General features: G+C 39.0%; 15 protein-coding genes. 4 read left to right on the forward strand and 11 right to left on the reverse strand.

Translation table 11 applies throughout. From position 1 onward, the window contains the following. Window positions 1-8: 8 nt before the first annotated feature. The 4 genes from MSSIT_RS16670 to MSSIT_RS16685 form a co-directional block, all read right to left on the reverse strand. Window positions 9-2,531, reverse strand: coding sequence for an oligosaccharyl transferase, archaeosortase A system-associated (locus tag MSSIT_RS16670; RefSeq protein WP_048173653.1), 2,523 nt, complete (start codon window positions 2,529-2,531; stop codon window positions 9-11). Window positions 2,532-3,031: 500 nt separating this feature from the next. Beyond that, window positions 3,032-5,575 (reverse strand): oligosaccharyl transferase, archaeosortase A system-associated, encoded by a 2,544-nt coding sequence (locus MSSIT_RS16675; RefSeq protein ID WP_048173654.1) that lies wholly within the window; start codon window positions 5,573-5,575, stop codon window positions 3,032-3,034. Window positions 5,576-6,044: 469 nt separating this feature from the next. Then, window positions 6,045-8,579, reverse strand: a complete 2,535-nt coding sequence (locus MSSIT_RS16680; protein ID WP_048173655.1) for an oligosaccharyl transferase, archaeosortase A system-associated — start codon at window positions 8,577-8,579, stop codon at window positions 6,045-6,047. Between the two features lie 117 nt (window positions 8,580-8,696). After that, window positions 8,697-9,851, reverse strand: coding sequence for a glycosyltransferase (locus tag MSSIT_RS16685; RefSeq protein WP_048173656.1), 1,155 nt, complete (start codon window positions 9,849-9,851; stop codon window positions 8,697-8,699). Between the two features lie 78 nt (window positions 9,852-9,929). Here MSSIT_RS16685 and MSSIT_RS16690 point away from each other — a divergent pair, with 78 nt between their 5' ends. From MSSIT_RS16690 to MSSIT_RS16705, 4 genes are all read left to right on the forward strand, one after another. Continuing rightward, window positions 9,930-11,009 carry a glycosyltransferase family 4 protein gene (locus MSSIT_RS16690; RefSeq protein WP_048173657.1) on the forward strand — a complete coding sequence of 360 codons (1,080 nt, stop codon included), beginning with the start codon at window positions 9,930-9,932 and terminating at the stop codon, window positions 11,007-11,009. A gap of 140 nt (window positions 11,010-11,149) precedes the next feature. Beyond that, window positions 11,150-12,319 (forward strand): glycosyltransferase family 4 protein, encoded by a 1,170-nt coding sequence (locus MSSIT_RS16695; RefSeq protein WP_052721704.1) that lies wholly within the window; start codon window positions 11,150-11,152, stop codon window positions 12,317-12,319. A 14-nt stretch (window positions 12,320-12,333) separates the two neighbouring features. Continuing rightward, window positions 12,334-13,398, forward strand: a complete 1,065-nt coding sequence (wecB, locus tag MSSIT_RS16700) for a non-hydrolyzing UDP-N-acetylglucosamine 2-epimerase (protein ID WP_048173658.1) — start codon at window positions 12,334-12,336, stop codon at window positions 13,396-13,398. A gap of 82 nt (window positions 13,399-13,480) precedes the next feature. Beyond that, entirely contained in the window at window positions 13,481-14,962 is a 1,482-nt protein-coding gene (locus MSSIT_RS16705; RefSeq protein WP_052721705.1) for a flippase, read from the forward strand. Between the two features lie 110 nt (window positions 14,963-15,072). On the opposite strand, the gene MSSIT_RS16710 is transcribed toward MSSIT_RS16705, so the two are convergent. The 7 genes from MSSIT_RS16710 to MSSIT_RS16740 all read right to left on the reverse strand — a co-directional run bounded on the left by MSSIT_RS16710 (window position 15,073) and on the right by MSSIT_RS16740 (window position 24,445). After that, on the reverse strand, window positions 15,073-16,386 hold the full coding sequence (locus MSSIT_RS16710; RefSeq protein WP_048173659.1) for a Coenzyme F420 hydrogenase/dehydrogenase, beta subunit C-terminal domain: 1,314 nt from the start codon (window positions 16,384-16,386) through the stop codon (window positions 15,073-15,075). A 9-nt stretch (window positions 16,387-16,395) separates the two neighbouring features. Next, window positions 16,396-17,568 carry a polysaccharide pyruvyl transferase family protein gene (locus MSSIT_RS16715; protein WP_048173660.1) on the reverse strand — a complete coding sequence of 391 codons (1,173 nt, stop codon included), beginning with the start codon at window positions 17,566-17,568 and terminating at the stop codon, window positions 16,396-16,398. 297 nt (window positions 17,569-17,865) lie between these two features. Continuing rightward, complete coding sequence (locus MSSIT_RS16720; RefSeq protein WP_048173661.1) at window positions 17,866-19,302, reverse strand: transposase; 1,437 nt, start codon at window positions 19,300-19,302, stop codon at window positions 17,866-17,868. 529 nt (window positions 19,303-19,831) lie between these two features. Further along, window positions 19,832-20,791 (reverse strand): dTDP-glucose 4,6-dehydratase, encoded by a 960-nt coding sequence (gene rfbB, locus MSSIT_RS16725; protein ID WP_048173662.1) that lies wholly within the window; start codon window positions 20,789-20,791, stop codon window positions 19,832-19,834. Window positions 20,792-20,871: 80 nt separating this feature from the next. Next, window positions 20,872-21,423, reverse strand: a complete 552-nt coding sequence (rfbC, locus tag MSSIT_RS16730; RefSeq protein ID WP_048173663.1) for a dTDP-4-dehydrorhamnose 3,5-epimerase — start codon at window positions 21,421-21,423, stop codon at window positions 20,872-20,874. A 9-nt stretch (window positions 21,424-21,432) separates the two neighbouring features. Then, complete coding sequence (locus MSSIT_RS16735) at window positions 21,433-22,815, reverse strand: mannose-1-phosphate guanylyltransferase/mannose-6-phosphate isomerase (RefSeq protein ID WP_048173664.1); 1,383 nt, start codon at window positions 22,813-22,815, stop codon at window positions 21,433-21,435. 565 nt (window positions 22,816-23,380) lie between these two features. Further along, on the reverse strand, window positions 23,381-24,445 hold the full coding sequence (locus MSSIT_RS16740) for a right-handed parallel beta-helix repeat-containing protein (protein WP_052721706.1): 1,065 nt from the start codon (window positions 24,443-24,445) through the stop codon (window positions 23,381-23,383). Window positions 24,446-24,782: the final 337 nt, after the last annotated feature.

Raw genomic sequence — 24,782 nt, forward strand, 5'->3', positions numbered from 1 at the left:
ATCTTCCTTTATACCTTCACTTCTTCTCCATTTAACACGGCTTTCTCGGTGACCCTTACGTCCTTGGTCGTATCCCCATATTTTACGACATACGGACTCGTGGGCACGGTATCGAACTGGGTCTCCCCGGAAATAGGACCTTCGGTTGAATAGGGAACGGTAAACTCATACCTGCCTTCAGAATCCGAAGTTGTAGACTGGGAATACTCAAAAGTCCGACCCTGATTGGTCAGAATTGTCGTACTTATTTTGACCGTTTCATTAGGGGAAGCGGTTCCGGTTATATTTGCACCCTTAACATACTCGAAGATTTTAACATAACCCGTATCATCTTCGGAGATGTTGCCTCCGTACATGTAATTGTAAACCTGTTTGTACCCGGCTTCCTGAGTCTGATAAGCCCAGGTTTCGTGGACAAGACGGTACTGCTTCAGACCGTTTCCGTCCAGGATATGCAGCCTCGACTCCATTGAGTTGAAGTAACGCTCGGAAGGAAGATACTGGTATCCGCTCCCTGTCCAGTAAGGCTGGTAGTATCCGTCAGTATCAAGGGTCCAGGCAGTCATTGCATAGAACTTCCCTGTTGCCATTTCAACATCCGAGATTACATAACGAGCTCCGGCTTTGTCCGGGTCAGGGTCAACGGCTTCAAGCACTTCGGTTGCTTCTTCTTCTGATTGGGCTGTGAAGAAAGTTGAAGCTCCCGGCTGGTTCTCGTCTTCAATACTTCCTCTACGCCCTCCAATTCCAGCCTGGAAAGGATTGGCATTGGGCATCCGGTGCCCGATAGTTTCAATCCAGTGCCCATAATCCCACCAGGACATCACTCCGTAAGCAGTATCAGGATAATCAAAAGTTTCCCCGTCTTCAGGGGCCTCGTAGATTGCATTGTAGTCCATGCCCGGGTCAGGAGTATTGGATTGGAGCCACAGACAGGATTCAATCCAGGTTCCGTCAGGACCACCTGTGCCTTTTGTAAGTGCCATTGCAGAGCCGTATACAGGGTAAATAAGGACAACTACTATAGCCAGGACCGCAATAACCTGTTCTACTTTAACGAACTTCAAAAATCCCGGGATGTCTGCAGGAGATTTCACACTGGATTTAAACTTTTCATTTAGCTGCCCCCACTTTACCTTTTCAAGCAACAGGCCTCCTACATAGGCACTGAGAACTGCAACGTTTACTGAATAGTAGTATGCAAAACGGTTCTGGCCGTAGATGGTAAGGAGGATCAAAAAACTCCAGACAAGAACCAGTACTTCTTCAGGTTTTGGTTTTCTGAAAAGATTTACAACAAGTATTAACATTCCGAGAAGAGAAGCAAAGAAACCTGTGGCTGTAAAGTTTCCAAAGACTCTTGACAGGGTAAAAGCTCCACTATCATAAAAGATCGAAGATACTTCAGCAATTGTAGCTGCTCCACCCGTTTGAACTCCAAACACGGTATTTGGAGCATTGATAACCAGGGAAAAAATGGATGGAGATATTATTTTTAACACCAGCAAACCCAGAACGACAATTCCGAGTATCGTCAGAGGGTAGTAGTAAGCTTTTATATTTTTACTTTTGAACTCCCGCTCGATAAAACTCAAAACTACAAAACCTGCCATTGACCCAATCGCAGTAGCAAGATGGAACCAGGAGTAATAGTACATCGAGAATCCCATATCAGAATGGACGAACGGAAGTATAATTATTGTACTCACCAAAAATGCGACTATACCCGTAAATCCCAGATAGTCACTTGCTTCTCCACGGAAGTAGTTGAGGACATACTGAACCACGGCATAAACCAGAGTGATCAATAAGAAGAGAGAAGCTCCGGGCCACGAAAGCTGGTAAGCCGAATACATGACACCGGCCATAACGGAATATATAAGTGGCTCTTTCAGAACATTGAGATTTTTGGTAATTACATGTTCGAAACGCAACCCTTTTTCCTTTGCAGAAATCAAAGCCAGCATAAAAAACATTATGAAGAAAGTACTGAATAGAGATTCAGCTACATGATGATCCGTAAAACCAATTATCGAACGGGAAAAAAACTGCCCTGGAGCAAAAGCTATCAAGATTGCAGCCAATATACCTGTTTTATGGCCTCCGAGATGTTTTCCGATGTAGTAAACAGGAATGACCGTAAAGGCTCCGAGCACTGCAGGGAAATAAGCTCCGATAGTATTAACAAGGTCCTGACCGGGGCTGCCCATTCCAAGAACCAAAGAGGTTATAGCCATCATCTGGTCAAACAGAGGGCCAAAATGGATGTAACTCCCGTTAGGGTAATTGGTCATAGGATTGTAAAACATCCTGTTTGGATAATTTTCAAGGAGAACATTTAGGGTCCGCATATGGTACCAGGGATCATTGCCTCCAAACCTTACAAACCCATTGGATAGGAAAACCGTACCTGATGGAAGTGTTCTGATCCAGAAAGCTATAAAACCGATTACTGCAACTGCCAGAGTATAAGGCAAGCTGGATTTTATTTCAGACTTAAACGTTGATACAGGGCGATCCTGAGAACTCATAGTAATCTCCTTCAGGAGGTACATTTTTACAATAAAATATATAATTTGTGTTGGAAGAAAATCAAATAGATATGGACTCAAATACAAACTATTTATGATTAATATTACCTCAACTAGAACTTCAATGCCCTCGCCACAAAATTAACTCCGACAACCTTCAGGATGAATCCACCAATCCCACGGGAGCAAAAGTTCCGTTGATCCTTTATAGGTGATTTCATAGTGACTGCTGATAATTTAAAGCTGCCTCCCTCAGAGACAATAACACGTTTTCAAAAAACATGCAAGATATCCAATGTACTTAAGAAACCCTAGACTCGTAAAATAACTTTTTTAATAGTATATCTAAATAACGGATAAATCGGAAAAATAAAGAGGTTTCCCGTAAAAAATTACAGGGTTTTTCAATAAAACCCTAGTTAGAAAATACATAGAAATTTAAGATAAAATAAGAAGTTAAAAAAATCAAACTACGCCCAAAACATATGCTTTTGACATATTCAAATCTTCACTTCTTCTCCATTTAGCACGGCTTCTTCGCTGACCCTTACTTCCTTAGTCGTATCTCCGTAGCTTACGACATACGGACCTGTGGGAGCAGTATCAAACTGGGTTTCCCCGGAGATAGGACCTTCGGTTGAATAGGGAACTGTAAACTCATACTTACCCTCAGAATCCGAAGTTGTAGATTGGGAATACTCAAAAGTCCGGCCCTGACCAGTCTGAATTGTAGTACTTATCTTGACCGTTTCATCTGTGGAAACAGTCCCGGTGATGTTTGCCCCCTTGACATATTCGAAGATTTTGACATAACCCGTATTGTCTTCGGGGATGTTACCTCCGTACATGTAATTGTAAACCTGTTTGTGCCAGGTTTCCTGAGTTTGATAAGCCCATGTCTCATGCACAAGACGGTACTGCTTAAGGCCATTTCCGTCAAAAATATGCAACCTTGATTCCATTGAGTTAAAATAGCGGTCGGAGGGGAAGTACTGATATCCACTCCCTGTCCAGTAAGCTTGAGAGTATCCGTCGGAATCAAGAGTCCAGGCAGTCATTGCCCCAAATTTTGGATTAACTCCCTCTCCAAATAAAGAAGCCATTTCTATGTCCGAAACAATATAACGAGCCCCTGCTTTATCCGGATCAGGGTCAACAGCTTCCAGCACTTTAGTCGCTTCTTCTTCGGATTGGGCTGTAAAGAAAGTGGAAGCTCCGGGTTTGTTTTCTTCATCAATACTTCCTCTACGTCCTCCAATTCCAGCCTGGAAGGGGTTGGCGTTGGGCATCCGGTGTCCGATAGTTTCAATCCAGTGCCCATAGTCCCACCAGGACATCACTCCGTAAGCGGTTTCAGGGTAATCGAAAAGTTCTCCATCCTCAGGAGCTTCGTAAACTGAATTGTAGTCCATGCCCGGATCCGGAGTATTGGATTGGAGCCACAGACAGGATTCAATCCAGGGACCATTGGGACCTCCGGTGCCTATTGTTTGTCCCATTGCAGAACTGTACTCTGGAAGAACAAGCACCGCGAATATGGCAAGGATTGCAAAGATCTGTTCTATTTTTACAAATCTGAAGAAACTGGGGAAATCCTTAAGCGATTTTACATTAGTTCTGAAGTTTTCTTCAAGCCTGTCCCATTTTACAAGTTCAAGGAGCCTGCCTCCCAGATAAGCCCCCATAACTGCAATATTTACCGAATAGTAATATGCAAAACGGTTCTGTCCATAGATTGCCATGAACATTAAAAGGCCCCATACCAGAGCCAGCAGCTCTTCAGGTCTTGGTTTCCTGATGATATTTGCCGTAAGGAGGATCATTCCAGCTATTGAAGCGAAAAAAACGGGAGCTGTAAAATAATTATACACTCTTGAAAATGAAAATTTCCCCCCTGGGTAAAATATGGAGGAAACTTCTCCTATTGTAGAAGGACCTCCAGTTTGGATTCCGAAAATTGAATGAGGAGCATTTACGACAAGGGAATAAAGTGAAGGAACTGCAATTTTCACTGCAATAAGCCCAAAAATAAAAGCTCCGAATATTGCCAGAGGGAAATAATAAGTCTTTAAATTTCTTTTTTTGAACTCTCTTTCAATTAAACCTAAAAATGCAAAAATCATCAGTGCTCCAAAAACCGTAATTACGTGGAACCAGGAGTAATAATACATTGAAAAGCCCATTTCAGGATGAACAAAGGGAAGGATAAGGATTGAACTTACAAGAAACGTAACCGTTCCTACAATCCCAAGGTAGTCACTAGACTCACCATGGAAATTATCAATGACATACTGGATCACGGCATAAACCAGAATGATCAATAGGAAAAGAGAAGCTCCGGGCCATGAAAGCTGGTAAGCCGAATACATGAAACCGGCTATAATGGAATATATCAGTGGCTCTTTCAGGACATCGAGATTTTTGGTAATTACATGCTCGAAACGCAATCTTTTTTCTTTTGCGGAAATCAAAGCCAGCATGAAAAACATCATGAAAAATGTACTGAATAAAGTCTCAGCTACATGATGATCCGTGAAGCCTATGATGGAGCGGGACAAAAATTGCCCTGGAGCAAAAGCAATCAAGATTGCAGCCAGTATGCCTGTTTTATGCCCCCCGAGATATTTTCCGATATAGTAAACAGGAATGACAGTAAGGGCTCCGAGCACTGCAGGGAAATAAGCTCCGACAGTAGTAATAAGATCCTGACCGGGGCTGCCCATTCCAAGGACCAAAGAAGTTATAGCCATCATCTGGTCAAACAGAGGGCCAAAATGGATGTAACTCCCGTTAGGGTAGTTGGTTATAGGATTGTAAAACATCCTGTTTGGGTAGTTTTCAAGGAGAACATTCAAGGTCCGCATATGGTACCAGGGATCGTTGCCCCCGAACCTTACAAACCCGTTGGATAGAAAAACCGAATCAGAGGGGCGTATTCTGATCAAAAAAGCGATAAAACCGATTATCGAAACTACAAGAATATAAGGCAAGCTGGATTTTATTTCAGACTTAAACGTTGATGTAGGACGATTCTTAGAACCCATAGTAATCCCCTTCAGGATGGATACGCCAACCCCGCAGGAACAAAAGTTCCTTTACAGTTACTTCATAATGAACATTGATTCTTCAAGCCGTATCCTTCAGAGAAGAACAGATCTTCAAAAACGTGCGAGATACATAATACACTTAATAAACTATACTTAATAAACCCTAGTTATAAAATAAGTTTTTTAATAGTATATCTAAATAACGGATAAATCAGATAGATAAAGATGCCTCCTGTAAGAAATGACATACTCTTGTAGTAAAACTCAGATTAGAGCATCCAGAGAAAAGTAAAGATGGAAGATAGAAATAGAAGATTAAAATAGAAGATAGAAATAGAAGATTAAAATAGAAGATAGAAATAGAAGATAGAAATAGAAGATTAAAATAGAAGATTAAAATAGAAGATTAAAATAGAAGAAGTTAAAAAAATCAAACTACTTCCCCAAACATATGCTTCTGACGTATTCAAATCTTCACTTTTTCTCCATTTAACACTGCTTCCTCATTAACCCTTACTTCCTTGGTCGTATCTTCATAGCTTACGACATACGGACCTGTGGGAGCCGTATCGAACTGGGTTTCCCCGGAAACAGGACCTTCGGTTGAATAGGGGACGGTAAACTCATACCTGCCTTCAGAGTCCGAAGTTGTCGACTGGGAATACTCAAAAGTCCTGCCTTGGCCGGTCAAAATTGCCGTACTTATTTTAATCGTTTCATTGGGCGAAGCAATCCCGGTTATATTTGCACCTTTTACATATTCGAAGATTTTAACATACCCGCTATCCTCTTCGGGAACGTTTCCTCCGTAAAAGAGATTATAGATCTGCTTGTACGCCACCTCGTTACTCTGACCCGCCCATGACTCGTGAACCAGTCGATACTGCTTCAAACCATTTCCGTCAAGGAAGTGAAGTCTGGATTCCATCGAGTTGTAATAACGCATTGTAGGCAGGATTTGAGAGTTACCTTCTACCTGGTACTGGGCATAGTACCCTTCGGAATCAAGGGTCCAGGTAGCCATAGGCAAAAATTTCCCATCATATAAAGAAGCCATTTCTATGTCCGAAACAATATAACGGGCCCCTGCTTTATCCGGATCAGGGTCAACAGCTTCCAGCACTTTAGTCGCTTCTTCTTCGGATTGGGCTGTAAAGAAAGTGGAAGCTCCGGGTTTGTTTTCTTCATCAATACTTCCTCTACGTCCTCCAATTCCAGCCTGGAAGGGGTTGGCGTTGGGCATCCGGTGTCCGATAGTTTCAATCCAGTGCCCATAGTCCCACCAGGACATCACTCCGTAAGCGGTTTCAGGATAATCGAAAAGTTCTCCATCCTCAGGAGCTTCGTAAACTGAATTGTAGTCCATGCCCGGATCCGGAGTATTGGATTGGAGCCACAGACAGGATTCAATCCAGGGACCATTGGGACCTCCGGGGCCGCCTATTGTTTGTCCCATTGCAGAACTGTACTCTGGAAGAACAAGCACCGCGAATATGGCAAGGATTGCAAAGATCTGTTCTATTTTTACAAATCTGAAGAAACTGGGGAAATCCTTAAGCGATTTCACATTAGTTCTGAAGTTTTCTTCAAGCCTGTCCCATTTTACAAGTTCAAGGAGCCTGCCTCCCAGATAAGCCCCCATAACTGCAATATTTACCGAATAGTAATATGCAAAACGGTTCTGTCCATAGATTGCCATGAACATTAAAAGGCCCCATACCAGAGCCAGCAGCTCTTCAGGTCTTGGTTTCCTGATGATATTTGCCGTAAGGAGGATCATTCCAGCTATTGAAGCGAAAAAAGCGGGAGCTGTAAAATAATTATACACTCTTGAAAATGAAAATTCCCCCCCTGGGTAAAATATGGAGGTAACTTCCCTAATCGTAGAAGGGCCACCTGTCTGGACCCCAAAAATTGAATGAGGGGCGTTTATGACCAGTGAGTAGAGAGATGGAACCGCAATTTTCACTGCAATAAGCCCAAAAATAAAAGCTCCGAATATTGCCAGAGGGAAATAATAAGTCTTTAAATTTCTTTTTTTGAACTCTCTTTCAATTAAACCTAAAAATGCAAAAATCATCAGTGCTCCAAAAACCGTAATTACGTGGAACCAGGAGTAATAATACATTGAAAAGCCCATTTCAGGATGAACAAAGGGAAGGATAAGGATTGAACTTACAAGAAACGTAACCGTTCCTACAATCCCAAGGTAGTCACTAGACTCACCATGGAAATTATCAATGACATACTGGATCACGGCATAAACCAGAATGATCAATAGGAAAAGAGAAGCTCCGGGCCATGAAAGCTGGTAAGCCGAATACATGAAACCGGCTATAATGGAATATATCAGTGGCTCTTTCAGGACATCGAGATTTTTGGTAATTACATGCTCGAAACGCAATCTTTTTTCTTTTGCGGAAATCAAAGCCAGCATGAAAAACATCATGAAAAATGTACTGAATAAAGTCTCAGCTACATGATGATCCGTGAAGCCTATGATGGAACGGTGCAAAAATTGTCCTGGAGCAAAAGCAATCAAGATTGCAGCCAGTATGCCTGTTTTATGCCCCCCGAGATATTTTCCGACATAGTAAACAGGAATGACAGTAAGGGCTCCGAGCACTGCAGGGAAATAAGCTCCGACAGTAGTAATAAGATCCTGACCGGGGCTGCCCATTCCAAGGACCAAAGAAGTTATAGCCATCATCTGGTCAAACAGAGGGCCAAAATGGATGTAACTCCCGTTGGGGTAGTTGGTCATAGGATTGTAAAACATCCTGTTTGGATAATTTTCAAGGAGAACATTTAAGGTCCGCATATGATACCAGGGGTCGTTGCCCCCGAACTTTACAAACCCGTTGGATAAAAAAACCGAATCAGAGGGGCGTATTCTGATCAAAAAAGATATAAAACCGATTATCGAAACTACAAGAATATAAGGCAAGCTGGATTTTAATTTAGACTTAAACGTTGATGTGGGACGATTCTTAGAACCCATAGTAATCCCCTTCAGGAAGTGGAACTAACATATAGCTACAGAAAACACATATGATATCTTTCGAATAGAGGCACAAATAATGAAAGTAATTGCAAACACTTTCATGCCAAAAGAAAATTACATAGATTGTATTAATTCGATGTAAGAGTTTATAATTTTATCCCATTTTTGATCCGGAGCTTCATAACGCTCATTTTTTCCGAGAAGGTTCGGAATGGTTTGCCGGATGGATTCTACATCTCCGGGGGGAACAAAAAAAGTACCTTCATATCCGGCCATAGATTCTTTCAGGCCGCCTACTTCAGAAACAACAACCGGTTTTCCAAAAGACATGGCTATATGGGCAATTCCGCTCTGTGAAGCCCTCAGGTAGGGTAAGACCACCACATCTGCAGCACTGAAGTAAAGGCTGACCTTTTCATCGGGTACGTATTCGTCCACAAGCGTGATCCTATCGGAGCAAGAGGAAACCTCGATCTGGTCAAGCAGTTCTTTGCGGTCTTCCCAGATTTCTCCGACAATCAGCAACCTAGTTTTCTCAAGTATCTCAGCAGGAAGCTGTTCGAAAGCCCTGATAAGATAAGGGATACCTTTGTATTTGCGAATTAAACCGAAAGAAAGGATAACAAATTCTTCTTTTATTGAGAGAGTTTTTTTTGCTTCTTTACTGTCAAGCACATTCCCATACTGGTCATAGAGGCCGTGGGGAATTACATGGATATTTTCAGGGGCAATCGAATACCTTTCTGCAACAAGCTTTTTGTCAGATTCGGAATGAGTAATATATGCATCAAGGTTTTTGCGGAGCAATTTTCCCGTTATTTTTGAGTATAAACGGATAGGTAGTACAGACTCTTCAAAAGGATCCACGACTTCATGGAACTCAATGATTATTTTAGGTTTGTTAAGTACACTTGCAAAGAACTTAAGCAAAAGGTGCATGTGCGCAACTGAAGAAGTCCACCACTGTAAAACTATGACATCAGGTTTATGTAATTGAATAAAATTGTATGCCCGGACCCACGTCAAAGGATTATTATAGTCCATTCCATCAAAAACGGAAATTTCAGGTGAAAAACTCAGGTCTGAAATGTCTTTTCCTACATGAGATTTACCTGGGAAAAGAAAGGTTGGCAGGAGCTGCCGAAAGCAGACAACAGAGACATCTTTTTCCGCAGACATCGCGTTTGCCAGACGAATTGTATAATAACTGATACCACTTAAAAAACGCTTAGAAGGTCCGACTATGCAAATGCTTTTGTGGGATGCCATTGACCTTAACTATCACATTATCTTTATATTAAGCTAATGCATTAGACTGTATAAGTACCTGGATAGAGAGGTTCAGTTTTGAAAATAGCCCAGATTTGCCCCCGCTATTTCCCTGATATTGGAGGAGTAGAAACGCACGTTAAAGAGATTAGTGAGAGGCTGGCCAAAGCAGGGCACGACGTTGAGGTCATAACGACAGACCCGACGGGAAAATTGAACAGAAGGGACACCATAAACGGGGTAGAGATTATCAGGTTCAGGTCCTTTGCTCCCGGAAATGCATACTATTTTGCCCCTCAGATATATTTCTATCTTAAACAACACAATTATGACGTGATTCACGCACATAGCTATCACGCACTTCCGGCGTTATTTGCAGCCCTGGGAAAACGTGAAAGAAGATTTGTGTTTACCCCACATTACCACCGGAGCGGACATACTGCATTTCGAAACCTGCTGCATAAACCTTACAGGTTCCTGGGAAAGATAATTTTTTCCAGGGCAGACATAATAATTTGTGTGTCCGAGTACGAAAAAAAACTTGTTGAATCCGATTTCAGAGTTCAGGGAAAAACGGTGAAAATTCCAAACGGGATTAACCTTAAAGAGTTTGAAAACCTGAAGCGCCAGCAAAAGAAAGACGGAGAGAAAATCCTCCTATATGTAGGCCGCCTGGAAGAATATAAAGGGGTACAGTACATTATTCAAAGTCTGCCTGAGCTCCGGGATTTCAGGCTAAGGGTTGTTGGAAAGGGACCCTATGAAGAAGAACTCCACGAGATGGCAAAGGACCTGGCGGTATCTGAGAGGGTTGAGTGGTTAAAAAACCTGTCAAGAAGAGAACTGCTTGAATGCTATGCATCATCCGATGTGTTTTTAATGCTTTCTTCTCATGAAGCATATGGAATAACAGTTGCAGAGGCGCTGGCTGCAGGGACTCCGTGTGTGGTTGCAAAAGGGAGTGCGCTTGAGGAGTTTGTAGACGGGGAATATTGTGTAGGGATTGAGAGTCCAATCATATCCAATAAAATATCTAAAGCTATAAAAGCACTGGAAGGAAATAAGCATATAGCAATTTTAAGTAAAAAGCAAATTTTAATGGATTGGAACGAAGTTGTTGAAAAAATTGAGAGCTTGTTGAGTCAATCAGATGAATAGATCCGAATAGGCAAATGTTTTAGCCTCAACCAAAAAATATCTCTAGCAATTACTTATGACAGGATTAACGTGTAAATGGTAGATTTCACAACAGAGTTATATTAAAGAATTAATTGATAATTTATGAGTTGAGAATTAGAATGAATATACACTATCTAACAGACATATACTTTGGGGAAAAAAACGCAGGGACGACTCACACATTAGAAATATACAATAACTTATCGAAAAAAAATGAAGTCCATTTAATATGCCAAAAACCACAGCCTGAAATTCATCTCAAAAATAGATGTTATATTCCACTTTTTGGTACCACACGCATAAAACGTACCATCCTATTGAATTCTCTATTTTGGATAATATATCCTCTATACCTATTAACGAAAAAAAAACCAGACCTGTTTTATCAGCGATTTGATGGAACATTATTCATATCACCCTCACTGATATTCTCCAAGTTATTTAAGATCCCTCTGGTTATGGAAGTAAACGGAGACATGATTGATGAGATATCAATGAGAAGTGAGCCACAGGTTTACTTAGAGATCATAAAACTATGCGAAAAGAACTATTATTCAAACGCCAGCAGAATAATTGTAGTTACGGAAGGAATAAAAAAAGCAATAATCAAAAATTACTGCATCCCTGAAGAAAAAATAGAGGTAATAGGAAACGGAGTTAATACAGATATATTCAGGCCATTAAACAATACCTCAAACTTGAAAAAGAAGTACGGGTTTGATGAAAAAAATGTTGTCATATTTGTTGGTATCTTAGTAGAGTGGCAGGGGCTTAAATATCTGGTAGAAGCCGCACCTGCAGTTTTGGAAGAAAAGCCAGACACAGTATATTTAATAATTGGCGATGGGCCTTTAAAAAACGAGATCGTTCAAAAAGTTAAAGATCTAAGAATACACGAAAAATTCATATTTACAGGCTTTGTATCCCATGAGGAAGTACCACTATACATAAATGCAAGTGATGTATGTGTGGTACCCAAGATACCCCTAAAATCCGGTTATTCGCCTTTAAAATTATATGAGTATATGGCATGCGGAAAAGCTGTAATAGCAAGCGATGTAAGGGGATTTGAAATACTGGAACAAGCAAAAGCAGGAATTTTAGTTGAACCGCAAAACTCCCAGAAACTGTCAGAAGCTATCTTAAAAGTGCTGGAGGATGAAGCTTTAAAAAGAGAAATGGGAAAACGTGGATATAAAGAAGCGTTAATGCACCACAGTTGGAAGAGTGTGGCTCAGAAAACAGAAGATCTATTTATCGACGTGTTACAGGAAAAGCATGGTTCATAAAAACTTGAGGTAGGATGAGAATAGTATCAATCGTTGGGGCTCGCCCTCAATTCATCAAATGTGCACCTCTGTCTCGACTGATAAGAAAAAAACATGAAGAAATCCTCGTGCATACGGGTCAGCACTATGACATAGGAATGTCAGATGTTTTCTTTGAGGAACTGGATATCCCGAAACCAGACTACAATCTGGGTGTAGGGTCTGATAGTCATGGAGCTCAAACTGGAAAAATGTTGATTGAAATCGAGAAAATTCTCCTCAGAGACAAGCCTGACCTTGTCCTTGTATACGGGGACACAAACTCCACGCTTGCGGGAAGCCTTGCAGCTTCCAAATTACATATCAAAACTGCGCATGTAGAAGCTGGTCTCCGGTCTTTTGATCGGGAAATGCCAGAAGAGATTAATAGAGTACTTACAGACAATGTATCAGACCTGCTTTTTTGCCCAACAGAAACTGCAGTCTTAAACCTGAAAAAAGAAGGAATCACAAAGGGAGTCTATAATGTAGGGGATGTAATGCTTGATTCCTTAAAATATAACATAAAGATTGCAGAACAAAAAGCCACAATCCTTAAAGAGCTGAATCTAAACTCAAAAGAATATATTGTTGCAACTGTTCATCGGGCTTCGAACGCTGACAGCTTTGAAAACCTTTCCTCCATAATAAAAGCTTTCTGTCATGCAGGTGTTCCCATTGTCTTTACGGTTCACCCGAGAACTGAAAAGTATCTGAAACAATATGGACTCTGGGACAAACTACGTGAAAAAGTTAAGGTGATTCCCCCCCTTGGATACTTGGAAATGCTAAAGCTCATGGCTCATGCAAAAAAGATCCTTACAGACTCGGGAGGGGTGCAGAAAGAAGCTTACATGCTTGGGGTGCCCTGCATAACTATGAGGGAAAATACCGAGTGGGTTGAAACTATAGAGGATGGAGGGAATGTGCTTGTTGGTGCGGATTATGAGAAAATAATGGACGCAATTTTAAATTTTGAAGGAGGCAAGGCAAAAGGAAATGTTTTTGGAAACGGGGATGCATGTGTAAAGATTCTTGAAATTTTAATGACTGCTATATAAATATAAAAAAGAAAGCTAAATATGGAATTTTTTATAATTGCAATAAATCTGTTTTTTTCATAATTTTTTGAAATGTGATATAATGACATATGATAAATTTATAAAAGATGTAGGACTTATCGGAATCACACAGGTTTTAACAACCTTAGGTGCATTTTTTTTACTTCCTATTATCACAAAAACCCTTGGGTCATATGATTACGGGATTTGGTCCCAAATAAACGTTACTGTATCTCTTCTAACACCTTTTGCCCTTTTGGGTCTTTCGATGTCTATTGTTCGATTTATGTCAGCAGAGAAAGATGTCAATGTAATTCGGGAAACTTTTTACTCGGTTCTATTTTTTGTAGCATTAACAAGCATGTTAATCTCTATATTGGTATTTGTAATTTCAGATTGGCTTGCATCATTTCTCTTTCAAGATATCAATACCTCATATTTCATCAAAATTGGATCTTTCCTTATATTCTTTTCAGCTCTTAATCAGATAACAATGTTTTATTTTCGTATATTCAGACAAATTTCTAAATATGCATTCCTATCAATATTTAATTCATTTGGCGGACTTGTATTAATCCTGATACTCGTTAAAATGGGTTTTGGTCTCTTTGGGGTTATCAGTGCTGCACTCTTAGTTCAGTTATTTGTCATTGTAGTTGGAATATTACTTATAACATCCCAGATAGGTTTTTCTGTTCCAAAATTTACCTATCTTCACTCCCATTTAAAATATGGACTTCCACTAGCACCGAATTCAGCTGTCAGGTGGATAACAAGTTCAAGTGATAAATACATTCTAGGATTTTTCATGGGACTTAACGCTGTAGGTATATATGCTGCAGCATATGCAATTGGAAACATCATTTCTTTTTTTGTCTCGCCAATTCAGCTCATGCTATTTCCTACTTTATCAAAAGCTTATGATATGCAAAATCTCTCTGAAGTTAATGGGTATCTTGAGTATTCACTAAAGTATTTTCTTTTATTTGCTATCCCATCTGCCTTTGGAATTTCAGTTCTTGCAAAACCTATATTAAGAATGATGACAACTGCAGAATTTGTATCAGGGAGTATTGTAATTCCTTTTGTCGCGTTTGGTATTATCTTCGAGGGAGTGTATCAGATTTCAATTAATGTTACTCATTTGGTGAAAAAAACCCAGTATAATATAGTATTTCTTTCGATTGGTGCCATATCTAATTTGTTACTTAATATTATCTTAATACCAATTTTTGGTCTTGTTGGAGCTGCAGTTAGTACTTTAATAGCGTACTTTTTAATGTGTGCTGTATCCGTATTCTTTTCACAAAAATACATCCAAATTAATATAGATTGGTTATTAATATCAAAAATTATATTAAGTAGTTTACTGATGGCTTTAGTTGTTCATACCTATAATCCTGAGACATTTATTGGTATAATTATTGCAATAGGACTTGGGTTTATCATATATTGCTTATTAATAATACTGTTGAAAGGAGTTGAGATCAGAGAATTGAAGTCAATTATACATGCACTTATACCAAATAATAGAGCAGTTGAGGTGTCGGATAAATTTCAGTAATAGAACTCCGGTTAAAAACAATATATAATTTCACTCAGTCAATTAAAAACCAAACTCATAAATAATTTAATTGGGATTAAACCTATAAAACAAAAAATATTTAACTATAATTACTTTATAATAGATAATTTCCTGAGAATAACTCCCGCATATGGCATCATTTTCCGTGTCACTTTCTGAATTATATTTCCCTGATATTTTTTCTTTTTCAAGTTGACTTTTCGGAGGTAATCTTCACGATCTATTGTTATATACAACTCACGTGAATATGTTAATCTCTCCTTTAACCTCTGTCGAACTATTTTATTTGCGGGTGTAAATGGGATATTTTCAAAATAATTGTCTGGATATGGAAATAACCATTCATTTTCATCGAAAAGTTCACGAGAAGTATAGAATTTGGTTTTATGTCTTCCATCAACAGTCTGACCATAAAAAATGTCTTCTATTGATAAATCTTCAAGTACAATTGCCCCATCTCTTGCAGCATCTTCAAGAAGTTTTTTTCCTTTCTCGGTTCTGGCAATAACAACAGTATGACCTTCAGGTTGTTGCTTATGAGTAATTCCCCATGGATCTCCACAGACAATATCACTGAAGATGTTCATCTGGTCATAACAAGCTATACAACGATGCAGTTCATATACTTGTTTTAACCTGTGACGTTTTTCTTTTGGAAGCCAATAATCGTTAGTTGAAGTTGTAACATGAACATCGCCAGGCCACCCACAACTTTTATCCCTGAACCAGAACCGCGATATCTGTTTGGAATCACACTCACTTTGTTCAATCAAATCATCAATCATATCACCCCCATTTTGTCCTGCACAAATTAAACCAATTGTATATTTTGGCAAGGTTACATTTGGGTAATTTTCACGAATTAATTGAAGACTTTCAGCCTGGCACCCTAAAACAACAGCAGCAGTATTTTTATCCGAATGTTCAAGTATTGTTTTAACAACTGAAGACTGGGTATAATATGACCCGCATGCATCGATTATTTCAGATTCCGATAAAGCAAGTACCGCTTGTGGCCTTCTTGTTTGTAAGTTTAGGTTGTTTACTATTGCTCCTTCGATCTTATTTTGCTCTAAAAGATAACACAATAGTGCTGTTACAATTCCCCCACTCTGTGATTTTTGCCTTATTGTATTATCACTTGCATATCCTACATACCCTGCAAGACATACACCATGAAAAATATCATCAGTTTCAATTGACGGTTTATTCTCAGGGTTACTCGAGCAGATTTTTGCACATTTCCCGCAATCGATACACAGGTCATTGTTGAGATTTGCAACAAGATACCCGGCAGTATTTGTAATTATCTCAATTGCATTTGAAGGACAGATCCCAGAACACGCTCCGCAAGCAGTACAGAGAGCATTGTTTGCAATATGGGAAATATTATTTATTTGCATAATCCACCTTTATTTTGAAAACAGAATTTTGCCAGTCTCAATAACTGCTTTTCGAACATCGGGGTGTTTTTCAGCAATTATCTTTTTAGATTCATCTCTATTCTCCCAGAATGAATCAAAGGTTGAGATCAGTTTTTCGGAAGTACATTCACCAGTTGGAATCCCCCATTCATCCTGACCATACCAGTGGAGGAGTTCCTCATACTTGTAGTGCCATCCAACAACAAGTGTTGGAACTCCTGAGGACAAAGCAGCAACACATGAATGATATCTGCTGGCGACAATAACCTCACATGAGGCGATGGTGTTTTTTAGTTCTTTGCTGGACATATGTGCCGAATCAATGATATCTACATGAATACTTTCTTTTTTCAATTTATCCTGGATTTCCTTCGACACGGTAATATCATTCATATCTGACAACTGTTGAACTTCATTGGGAATTAAAATAATCGATATTCCATATGTCTGGGAAATATGTCTACATAAATTTACCATGCATTCGACATACCCTGTTTTTCCTTCCCATTGCCGGATTATCTGGTGACTAGTAGAAATTCCTATTTTATTCTCACCAAAAATTTTATCATTTGAGAAAGTCATCATGTTTGCAATATCCGGCGATAAAAAAATCTCTTTTTTTACTTTTGCATCATAAATGAGAGCATCGCGACTTTTCGCTTCTCTTGCAGACACCACATCGAATAGGTGGTTGCAGGCAAATGCTGCAGACTTTTGGTTCAATTTGCTCTTCATAGGTCCAAAACTACAGGTGTTCTTAACTGTTTTTCTGCGGAAAAATTTTGCAATTGTTAATATCTTGAATGTAAAGGCAGTCAAAAACATCCTCAAATAACTAAACTTTTGTGGGTTTAAATTATCGGAAAAACAAATCCCGTATAAATTCACAACAATATCCGATGATTTTACATCTCGAATAAATTCTTTCATTTCTTTACTTCTCAGAAAAGCAAACTCAAAATTCTTGAATGAAAAGGGTACTGTTTTCATTTTGAAGTTGAAATCACGTGACGAGTATTCGTTAAATGGGGTTGTCTGGTAATATATTAATTCATAATCATTACCATAAAGTTCAGCTAAAACCTCTTGAAGTCCATGCAATATCGAAGGGCCACCAAAATTATCCTCTATTATTATGCCTGTAGCCAATATTTTTATCATACTTACCACTTTAATCCCCGTCTGTACCTTAAGAGACTATTTTAAAATTCAAACTATTTCTACAATCGGATAATTGGCAATATTAATTTAAATTCAGACTATAAACTTTTCCGAAATTTGAGTACATACCAACATGAAGTTCTCCCATATTAGTTACGTACTTGAGGCATAAAATCAAACACATTAAATATCATAATTTGAATTTACACTTTAGATATTTTATGGTTTAATGCTCCTCTTTTTCCGTTCAAGTGAGTGAGTCCTATCTAGACCATAGGACCAAATTTATTATTAACCTTAACTCCCATTTTTTGTAGGGAATATGTTGAATTTGAGAGTTTTATCTAATTCTCTTACTTTCTTAGGAACTTCAGTAATGATACTTTTTTCACCAAAGTTTATACTTTTCACTTTTCTAAACTTCAATAGGATATCAATGGGTGAGACCTTGTCATTTATCTCTGCTTTTTTAATTGCCTTCAACAATTTACAGTACGCATATAATGAAAGAAATGCCACAAACACATGCCCATAAACGCTCTCATCATCATGAAGATACAATTTGTCAGCGTCTAATGTTGTTTTGTATGCATCAAACAACTTTTCAATCGAGTCTCTTTTTTTGTAGAGTTCATACATCTCCTTTTTTCCTATGTCGTAATTGGAGATAATCAAGAACTTCCCTGCTCTATTTTGTTTTAAAGAGTACTCTTCATCGCTGATCTTCCCTTCCTCTCTCTTTCTGAAGATCGTCTTCTGTTCTTCAAGTCTTAGATCCAGGTCTTCATATAAATATAGGAACCTATTTCCTAACTTTCTTTTACCACATTTGATGAGTCTATCATGATAGATGAATTCTTCATTAAGGTGTATTCTTGTGTCATAATAGTGGCTGTTCCTTTTTGTTGGTAACACAAATTTGATATGTTTTTCTTCTAAGCAGTTAAGGATGTTCTCTGAGAAAAAACCACGATCAAGAAGAAGTATCTTATCGCTGACATCCAACTCTTCTATTGTTTTGTATAATGTATTTATGTCCTTCACACTGCCTGGAACTGATTTGATCATAGTAGGCATTTCACTATCAAGACCACAAAGAAGGGCAAAGTTGATTTGGGGAACTTGAATACAGTCTTTGTTGTAGCCTTTTTCAGCCTGTAGAATATTCATAGATCGAGAGAAACAGGAACTTAAGTCATAGACGAGTTGAGTGTCTGCATTTTTGAGATGATTGAATAGCTCATTCTGCCCAAACCTATCACAGCCTACTTCCCTTAACACTTTTGAAAGATTGGATGGATTAAGATTTGGTTTTATACCTTCAAGATTATAGAGATCTTCCCAAGTATCTTTAATTCGTTTGAGGGGGACATATCCATTTACACGAACAATTGACATTGCATAGAGTTCTTCCCAATATTCCGGAAAATTTTTCATGAGAAAAGGTTTGAGCTCTCCCATCATATTATGTAAAATCATTGAATTTCCATAGTCAGTGACAGAGTGAGGCACAGGTATCACATTAGTTTTAGGTTTCTCACCTTTAGGTATAAAGCCGTAATCTTTGTCGAGTCTACCAATGTAAACTGAAACTTTACGACCCTTCTTAATTTTTTTGTCATATTTACTCGTAGAGCGATAAACATAATGACAAGCGCCTCGAACTTTGATTTCAAGACATTTTTCTCCAGCTTTACGCTGATCTTCAAGCCAGCATCTTGCCCAGGGTTCCATAATCCCTATTATGTAGGGAATATAGGCATATATAAGTTTCGATTTGAAATCGTTCTACTGATATTAAAAATGAGAAAAAATAAGCAAATTAGATGATATAGTCCCTATAAATAGGCAGAGTTAAGGTATTAAGACACACCCTTAGTGAAAAAAATAGTTCAGTGCTTACATAGATCGTAAGAGCTGGGTCACATGTTAACCAACTTTAAACATGATATATATTTAATAAATGTTCTAAGACGATGTCGAAAAGATATTCTAATATTTAATGTCGACCTGTCGAAAGTGAGTAAAAGACATTGGAACATGCTTAACAAGCAATTTAACAAAGGGATTATACATTTGGCTCCATCCAAAGTACAAACACCAATATTTTTTGATTCGTGTTTTATCTTAGCCATAGATCGTGAATAAAATAACCCAAACATGTATAATTTTGGTATTATATCGGAAAATTGATATTAAAATCGCTGATTACGAGTTGGTGAAGTAATGAAACTTATCATTTACAACCTTGACTTCAGCCATCTCACCGGATAGCTAATGGCTCCCACCACCATCGGTTTTCAACATACCATCTGACCGTCTGCTCAAGAGCAGTGTCAAAATCATACTTCGGTTTCCAGCCCATTTTTTCCAGTTTGCTGCCATCAAGGGAATAACGGAAATCGTGACCTTTTCGATCTCCCACATATTCAATTGAAGCCTCATCTTTGCCAAGCATATTAAGAAGGCGGTGAGTAATTTCAAGGTTAGTAAGTTCGTTTCCACCATCTATATTATAGATTTCTCCACTGCTTCCGTTATGAAGGACAAAATCTACTGCAGAACAATGATCTTCAACATAGATCCAATCCCTGATATTCAGACCCGTACCGTAGACCGGAACTTTTTTGCCTTCCATTAATTTGCTAATGAAAAAGGGAATTAATTTTTCCGGGTACTGGTAAGGTCCGAAGTTGTTTGTACACCTGGTAATGCAAACCGGAAGGTCATATGTAGTGTGATATGATTTTGCAAGGAGGTCGGAACCAGCTTTGCTTGAGGAATAAGGGCTTGAAGGATTCAGATTATCTTCTTCGGTAAAAGAACCCTCTTTAATGCTTCCATATACCTCATCCGTAGAAATATGAACGAACTTTTTGATATTGTTTGCAAGCGCACTCTGGAGAAGGGTATTTGTACCGAGCACGTTTGTCCTTACAAAAACCGAACCATCGTCAATTGAGCGATCAACATGACTTTCGGCAGCGAAATGAACAACAAGATCCACCTTGTTCATTACTTCGTTCACAACGATAGGGTCGCAGATATCTCCTTTGACAAAAGAATAATTCGGATTATTTTCGATATCTTTGAGGTTGGAGAGGTTTCCGGCATATGTCAATTTGTCAAGGTTTATGATCTGATAATACGGGTACTTTCCCAGCATATAACGGATGAAATTGCTGCCTATAAATCCGCAGCCTCCTGTTACCAGCAGTTTCATTCAGGTCGCCTCTGTAAATAATACATCATGACAATAAACCAACAATAAACAAACTGTTCTGAAAGATAAAAATTTGTGCATTAAAAGTTCATTTCGGCTTTTTCAAATCTGGGCAGCAGACCATCTTTTGGAGAAACCCTTATATCTTCATCCCTTACTTTCCAATCAATATTCAATGAAGGGTCGTTGTATGCGATTCCTGCCTCGGTTTCGGGATGATAATATTCATCGCATTTGTATGCAAAAACTGCGGTTTCACTCATTACTGAAAATCCATGGGCAAAACCCTTTGGAATAAGGAACTGTCTTTTGTTCTCGCCGGAAAGTTCAACTCCAACCCACTTCCCTAAAGTGGGCGAGTCTTTCCTGAGGTCTACGGCAACATCATATACCTTTCCCTGTAAAACTCTCACAAGTTTCGCCTGACTGAAAGGAGACAGTTGATAGTGCAACCCTCGAATAACCCCATAAGAAGACCTGGATTCATTGTCCTGAACAAAATTGTACATCTTTCCAATAAGAGAATCAAATTTCATCTTATTGTAACTTTCGAAAAAGTAACCCCTATCATCCCCAAAAACATCAGGTTCGAGTACAAAGAGGTCCTCTATCCCGGTATTAATCAGCTTCATACGTTTCCCTCAGCTTCTCCCGTATACATCATTAAACCTGACAATATCCCCTTCATCCACTAACTCTCCTAACTGCACCTCAATAATCTCCAGCGGAACCTTTCCAGGGTTTGACAGCCTGTGCTTTTGTCCAGCCCGAATAAATGTGCTTTCCCCGGGTCTCAGGAAAAACTGCTCTCCGTCCACTTCGACACAGGCCATGCCTTTTACAACCACCCAGTGTTCACTCCTGTGGTAGTGCAGCTGCAGGCTTAATTTATGGTCGGAAAGCACGGTAATATTCTTGATCTTATGCCCGGGAGAGACATCAAGTAACGTATATGAACCCCAGGGCCTGTAGACTGTCTGTCCGATAAATGCTCTTTCGTCGTTCCTGCCCTTCAGGTCGGAGACTATTTCCTTTACTTTCTGACTGCTCGATTTTGGACATATTAACAGGGCATCGCTCGTGTCAACAATAACCATGTCCTTAATATCAATAAGAGAAACAATTTTTCCACATTTCGAATAAACCAGGTTCCCATCGGAGTTGAGAAGCATGGGGTCACACTCATAGACCACGTTTCCTACCGAATCTTTTTCAAGCTCATCATAAATTGCCGCAAAGTTTCCGAGGTCACTCCATTTCTGGTTCAGCTTTACAACAGCGACTTTATCCGACTTTTCCATTATGCCGTAATCAATAGAAACGTTATCTACACACGCATAAATCTCATCAATACTGCCCCCTCTCTCAAAGCAGGCAAAAATAGAAGGTGCATGTTTTTTGACTTCTTCAAAGAAGAGCCCTGTTTCAAAAAGGAACATTCCGCTATTCCAGAGGCAGCCTTCTTCAATGTATTTTTGTGCGGTTTCGAAATCAGGCTTTTCTCTGAATTCCGAAACTCTGTAACCTGGTTCACAGGGCTCGGCGGCTTTAATGTAGCCGTATCCCGTATGAGGGAATGTAGGGACAACCCCGAAAGTGACCAGATAATCCGAAGCAAGTTTTTCGGCTGAAGAAATCGTTGCCATTGCAGCTCTATCAAGCACATGGTCGGAGGAAAATACCCCTACGATTGAATTTCCGAATTTCTGTCCAATCTCTTTCATTCCAAAGAAGATTGCAGGAAGGGTGTTTTTGCCTTCGGGCTCTATCAGAACATTTTCCGGAGGAATTGAGTAGCCTATCTCTTTGATCTGTCCAATCACAAAAAATTTCTGGGCTTCGTTCGTTACAACAAAAATCTCAGAAACATCTGAAACCTCAAGACATCGAAGCACTGTCTCCTGAAAAAGTGAAGTGTCACCAAATTTTAAAAATTGTTTGGGATACATTTCCCGGCTTAGAGGCCAGAGTCTTGTCCCTGAGCCGCCTGCAAGAATTATTGACTTAATGCCTGTCATCTCCATGGAAATCGATTTAAAAAATATTCAATCAAAGTATTTCAAGACAAAAACCCTTTCAACATTGTCTTGAGGGAAAGGAAACATAAATACGCTGTGGAAGAAGGTTATTTTCAGGACATGATTATTTTTTGATATATTTTCTAAATAGAAGAACTACTCTTTGAATACTAATTATCGAATGTATTTTTTGGAATCAATTATTTTGGGATTACATTGCTTTTGATATCAATGACCTGAGATTACATTGCTTTTGATATCAATGACCCGAGGTACTATGTTCTTTAGTATTAATCACTAATGATTACATTACTTATGTATCAATTACTTTAGGAATAAATTGTTTTTAATATTAGATTATTTTTGGAGTTTGATTATTTTTTAGTAGTATATGATAAGGAGTAAATATATAACCTTTGGCTTTGAGAATGCCGAAAAATAAGATATCAAACTATCAAATTCAAACCGTCAAACCGAAAAAATGAAGGAAAACAGGCTATGAATAAATGAAATGTAAACCCGATAAAACTCAAATAAGCTGGTCAAAAATTAATGACGAGTTTCCCTGGGTTTATTTTACATCATCTTCTGGAAGTTCGCCCTTGCCCCAGCTCATTACCTTTTTTACGATGAATATTGAGACGGCAAATACAAATAAGGCAAATCCTATAAGAGAAACCGTGATGGACCGTTCATTGCCTTGAAAAGCAGAGGAATGGCGTATGAGAGGCATGTAATCGATATTTCCTTCCCCAAGGTCATAGGAAACATCACAGAATCCATCGTTATCCTGATCATCAATTGCGCACAGGGCTGTACTTTCAGGACCGGTCCAGTAGTTTCCGCCGATATAAGGACCCCCCACAATATTTATTCCCTTCTCTCGGGTCATATTCCAGGAATTAGCGGAGTTAGTCCCTTCATATCCGACGTTTACATTATTTTGGAAGAAGTTATTGTAAATGAGGTTTCTACTGCTGTTTGAGAGCACAAAGCCGTACCCGACATTGTAATTAAGGAGATTGCCAGTAACATGGTTCTCGTCTGAGGCTTCAAGCAAAATGCCATCCAGACTATTCATCTTCACCTTATTGTTGATAACCCAATTATCTTTCGAAGCTTTCAGGAAAATTCCCACTTCATTCCCTGAAACATTATTTAGATTCAGCATGTTTGTGGTCGAAGAATCGAGGTAAATTCCCAGATGGTTGTTGGAAAGTTTATTATTGCTGATCAGGATTCCATGAGTGTTTTCCAGATAAATCCCTGCTTTTAAAGGGTCACTGGCACCATTTATATAAAAACCACTGATGGTTACATTGTTTGCATTTACATGAAATACGTGGTCATTGGGATTTTTTGCCTTTATATTAATCATATCGGGAATTCCGGAGATAGAACGGACAGTAATTTCTTTGTCAAGATATATATTTTCCATATAAAGCCCTTTGTAGACATAAACAGTATCTCCGGGACTGGCAGCATTTACAGCCTCCTGAATTGAAGAAAAATCCTGATTCTCATCACTCCCCACAGTGATCCTCCTGGCAGTTGAAGTACCTGAGCTGAGCAACAAAAGTACAAAACCTATTGCGAAACAGATTTTTACATTCCTGATGGTTTTCAGCAGTATCACCTCAAAGAGACCATCTCCTGCTACCCCGCGTTCAGGAGAGCTCCTGAATTCGAAAGATCGGACATGGAGCCCAAGGCCTGGAACACCATATCATTAAAAAATAATAATTGAATAGTAATATAAATAGATTGAGGGATATACTTATTGAAGCATAGTTTCTGAGGAATCATGCTGATAAAAATCCTTTCAGTTAATGTTCTTCATGGAAGAACATAAGCCCCTGAATATGAGAAAGAAGAAAAGAAGCCGAAAATATCACTTTTCAGACCTGCCTCACTTCTCGACCAGCCTTACTTCTCGACCAGCCTTACTTCTCAAACAGATTTTACTTCTCAGA

It is taken from the genome of Methanosarcina siciliae T4/M, from assembly GCF_000970085.1.
Taxonomy (GTDB): Archaea; Halobacteriota; Methanosarcinia; order Methanosarcinales; family Methanosarcinaceae; genus Methanosarcina; species Methanosarcina siciliae.

What these genes read in the sequence shown, in the direction of transcription:
- MSSIT_RS16670 (WP_048173653.1), bottom strand. Translation starts at nt 2,531, where the DNA reads ATGAGTTCTCAGGATCGCCCTGTATCAACGTTTAAGTCTGAAATAAAA.
- MSSIT_RS16675 (WP_048173654.1), bottom strand. Translation starts at nt 5,575, where the DNA reads ATGGGTTCTAAGAATCGTCCTACATCAACGTTTAAGTCTGAAATAAAA.
- MSSIT_RS16680 (WP_048173655.1), bottom strand. Translation starts at nt 8,579, where the DNA reads ATGGGTTCTAAGAATCGTCCCACATCAACGTTTAAGTCTAAATTAAAA.
- MSSIT_RS16685 (WP_048173656.1), bottom strand. Translation starts at nt 9,851, where the DNA reads ATGGCATCCCACAAAAGCATTTGCATAGTCGGACCTTCTAAGCGTTTT.
- MSSIT_RS16695 (WP_052721704.1), top strand. Translation starts at nt 11,150, where the DNA reads ATGAATATACACTATCTAACAGACATATACTTTGGGGAAAAAAACGCA.
- wecB (WP_048173658.1), top strand. Translation starts at nt 12,334, where the DNA reads ATGAGAATAGTATCAATCGTTGGGGCTCGCCCTCAATTCATCAAATGT.
- MSSIT_RS16705 (WP_052721705.1), top strand. Translation starts at nt 13,481, where the DNA reads ATGACATATGATAAATTTATAAAAGATGTAGGACTTATCGGAATCACA.
- MSSIT_RS16710 (WP_048173659.1), bottom strand. Translation starts at nt 16,386, where the DNA reads ATGCAAATAAATAATATTTCCCATATTGCAAACAATGCTCTCTGTACT.
- MSSIT_RS16715 (WP_048173660.1), bottom strand. Translation starts at nt 17,568, where the DNA reads ATGATAAAAATATTGGCTACAGGCATAATAATAGAGGATAATTTTGGT.
- MSSIT_RS16720 (WP_048173661.1), bottom strand. Translation starts at nt 19,302, where the DNA reads ATGGAACCCTGGGCAAGATGCTGGCTTGAAGATCAGCGTAAAGCTGGA.
- rfbB (WP_048173662.1), bottom strand. Translation starts at nt 20,791, where the DNA reads ATGAAACTGCTGGTAACAGGAGGCTGCGGATTTATAGGCAGCAATTTC.
- rfbC (WP_048173663.1), bottom strand. Translation starts at nt 21,423, where the DNA reads ATGAAGCTGATTAATACCGGGATAGAGGACCTCTTTGTACTCGAACCT.
- MSSIT_RS16735 (WP_048173664.1), bottom strand. Translation starts at nt 22,815, where the DNA reads ATGGAGATGACAGGCATTAAGTCAATAATTCTTGCAGGCGGCTCAGGG.